A 3,221-nucleotide genomic window follows, 5' to 3' on the forward strand; every position below is an offset into this window, starting at 1 on the left:
GCCCTTCCCAGGCGCGGCTTGTCATTGATTTGGGCGCCCCGCGCGGGGCGCGTTGATGACTTTTTGCGAAGTCATCATCTTTGATGTTATAAGTTAAAGACGGATTGATATGTTATGTGAGTTGACAGGAGTCGATAGCTTTGACAGGGTCGCGGATCTGACCCTGACGAAAATACTAAACCCGAAAAACAAAACCAGGATCTGTTCCAGGAGGGGCATCATGGAAAACAACGGGATGGGAGATCGTGTCAGGAAGTTCCGTGAGATCAAGAGACTGAGCATGGAGGAACTGGCGGAAAGATCGGGTGTCGAAGCTGCTTTTCTCGCCCGGATCGAGGAAAACAAGTTTAAACCGTCGCTGGGAACGCTTCTCAAGGTGGCAAGGGCCCTGGGGATCCGCCTGGCCAACTTCCTGGATGATTCAGTCGGTCCTGACCCGATCCTGATCCGCGGATCCGACAGGGACTGCCTGGGCGAGACAGAACTGTCCTCCGGCGCGGACGCCCCGCCTTCTCTTGTCTTTCATTCTCTCGGCCGCGGCAAGATAGATCGCCATATGGAACCGTTCTTCATCGAGATCGTTCCGCAGCCTCCCGGGCAGGTCAAGGTGTCCCAGCATGAAGGGGAGGAGTTCATCGCAGTGGTGTCCGGCAGGGTGGAGCTCCAGTACGGAAAGGATACCTACATCCTCGAGCAGGGAGACAGCGCCTATTACAGTTCTGACGTTATGCACCGGCTGGTGGCCCTGAACGAGGAAAAGGCCGAGATATACGCGGTGATCTATTTCCACACCTAGGAGCCTGTCGGAGAACCTCACACGGACTCCTGGCCAGGGGTCTCAGGTTTGTTTGATTTATTAACCCCGGATTAAAGAGACTTTACCCTGCGTGAAACGTGAAAGCCTGACGAAGATGAGACCGCTGGACTTTCGCGGTATTCATGTTAAATTGGAAAAAATTTTTCAGGAGGTGCTCCATTGTCGACAACTGCAAAGACGCTCATCGAAGCCATCAAGAACGAGATCGAGGGACGGGCGTTTTACCTGGCCCTGGCCAAAAAGGTCAAAAATCCTCTTGTCAGGCGCAAGATCCTCGGTCTTGCCGAAGACGAACTCGAGCACAGGGAGACCCTCAGCCGACTTTACTGGGCCCAGACCGGGTCCGATGTTGGTGACCTGGCCAGCTACGAGGTCCATGTCGATATCCCTGAAGTGGAAAGCATGTCTGTCACTGACCTCCTTGTGATGGCCATGAACACAGAGAAGGAAACTTCCGAGACCTACCTCAGGATGTCCGAGGCCACTGGTGATACAAAAGCTTCGGCATTCCTGGAGTACCTGTCCGACTTCGAACAGGCGCACTATGAGACCCTGGCGGGAGAACTGGAGAAGATACGCAGTACCCCCGGATGGGAAGATCAGGGTTATACCGAGTAAGAAGTCGAGCACTCCGATCGTCCTCTTACGACCCGGGTTCCCAGGATCCCGGGTTTTGTTTTTTACGGAGGTAATATCTTCCTCGGTCTTCGTTCTTTGTGTTTCGAGAATGTTTATTAACTGTGAACCATAAACTATTGATTTTAAAGTATAAACCATGACTGATAACCTCCCCGAAATCGTCAGTTCAAACCTCACCGGCCTCGGCGCTGGACCGGGAGACCGCTTCCTAATCGCCCTTTCCGGGGGCGGGGATTCCACTGCCCTTGCCCTCGCCATGTGCAAAAGGAAAGGGAGAGAAACACTCGTGGCGGCACATCTGGACCATGCGGTGCGCGAAGGGTCAAAGGAGGACAGGGCAAAGGTCGAGGAGCTATGCCGGAACCTGGGCCTTACCGTCATTTCCGATCGACTCGACCCTGAGGCCGTTGCCGCCGAGAGGAAAAGGTGCGGTTCCCTGGAAGGAGCCTTGAGAACCCTCAGATATGGGTTCCTCGAACAGGCCGCAAAGAAGGCCAAAGCGGACTGGATCCTGACGGGACACACTCTTGACGATCAGGCAGAGACCGTCCTGTTCCGGGTCCACAGGGGGATGGACTGGAGGTCCCTTTCGGGGATCCCCGCAAAACGGGGCCGGATCCTTCGCCCCATGCTAGGTGTCACCGGCGTTCAGGCTCGTGAATATTGCCGCCGCAACCGGATCGTACCGCTGGAGGACCCCAGCAACTTTCAAAACTGCTTTACAAGGAACCGGATTCGCCGCTTTTCCATCCCGGCCCTTGTGAAAAATTTTCATCCTGACCTGCCTGCCCTTCTGGCCAGGGTCGCTCACGCCTCGAAATCCCTGGCCGGTATGGAGGAGAAGCTTTCAGGAAAAATTTCCCCCGGTGAAGAGAAGCGGAGTGATTTGGTCATGGACCTGACGCGGTTTTCAGACCTGCCGGCCTCTCTTCAGACAGGCGCTGTGATCAGGTTTCTTGAGAGGGGACTTAAAGGCCAGCCCTCAGGTGCCCTTGTGACCGATACCGTTCGTTTTTTACGGTCAGGCGCTACGGGACGGATCGACCTGCCGGAAGAGGCGGTACTCGAGGTCGCTTACGGTAAGGGAATGATCCGGCGTCGCCGGTCCCTGGGAACCCCACTCCCGGAAGTGGCTGTTCCCCTTGCCATCCCGGGCACCGTTAATTTTCCCGACGCCGGTTTTTCCATCGTGGCGGAAGATGGCCTGTTTAGCGGGGAATTGGACGACCAGAAAGGGAAGACGGCATTTTTGTCTGCCAAACGCGTCGGGGCGACATTGTGGGTCCGTGGCCGTCGACCGGGAGACCGTTTCATGCCCCTGGGCATGGAAAAGGAAAAGAAACTCAAGGATTTCCTCATCGATCGCAAGGTGCCGAGACCGGACCGCGATTATATCCCTCTCATCCTTGACGAAAAAGGGAGGATCGTGTGGGTCGCGGGTGTCGAGATCTCCATGTATGGGGCGCTGGACAAGGTTCAAGGAGAAAAGATGGTTATACTGACAATGATGGAAACGTAAATAGTTATAAGATCGTTCAGAAACCCCCGGCCTTTCAGGCCGTGGATGAATTGACACCCGTAAATAGGTATCCAGATGATCTCAATATTCGCCTAAGTAGGTGAAATCACACAGATTCTTGTTGTTCAGAACTGTAAAATGTGATAAATACTTAATTTAACTATCAAAATTGATGACTTCGCAAAAAGTCATCAATGCGCCCCGCGCGGGGCGCCCAAATCAATGACTCACTCCGTAAGTCATTGA

General features: G+C 54.3%; 3 protein-coding genes. All 3 read left to right on the forward strand.

What is annotated here, in order from left to right; all coding sequences use genetic code 11:
• Nucleotides 1-220: 220 nt before the first annotated feature.
• The 3 genes from P1S46_11960 to tilS all read left to right on the forward strand — a co-directional run bounded on the left by P1S46_11960 (nt 221) and on the right by tilS (nt 2,975).
• Entirely contained in the window at nt 221-796 is a 576-nt protein-coding gene (locus P1S46_11960) for an XRE family transcriptional regulator (protein MDF1537184.1), read from the forward strand.
• A gap of 180 nt (nt 797-976) precedes the next feature.
• Complete coding sequence (locus P1S46_11965; GenBank protein ID MDF1537185.1) at nt 977-1,435, forward strand: ferritin family protein; 459 nt, start codon at nt 977-979, stop codon at nt 1,433-1,435.
• A gap of 157 nt (nt 1,436-1,592) precedes the next feature.
• Nucleotides 1,593-2,975: a tRNA lysidine(34) synthetase TilS gene (tilS, locus tag P1S46_11970; GenBank protein ID MDF1537186.1), complete on the forward strand. Its 1,383-nt coding sequence runs from the start codon at nt 1,593-1,595 to the stop codon at nt 2,973-2,975.
• Nucleotides 2,976-3,221 lie beyond the last annotated feature (246 nt).

It is taken from the genome of bacterium, assembly GCA_029210545.1.
Classification (GTDB): domain Bacteria; phylum BMS3Abin14; class BMS3Abin14; order BMS3Abin14; family BMS3Abin14; genus JARGFV01.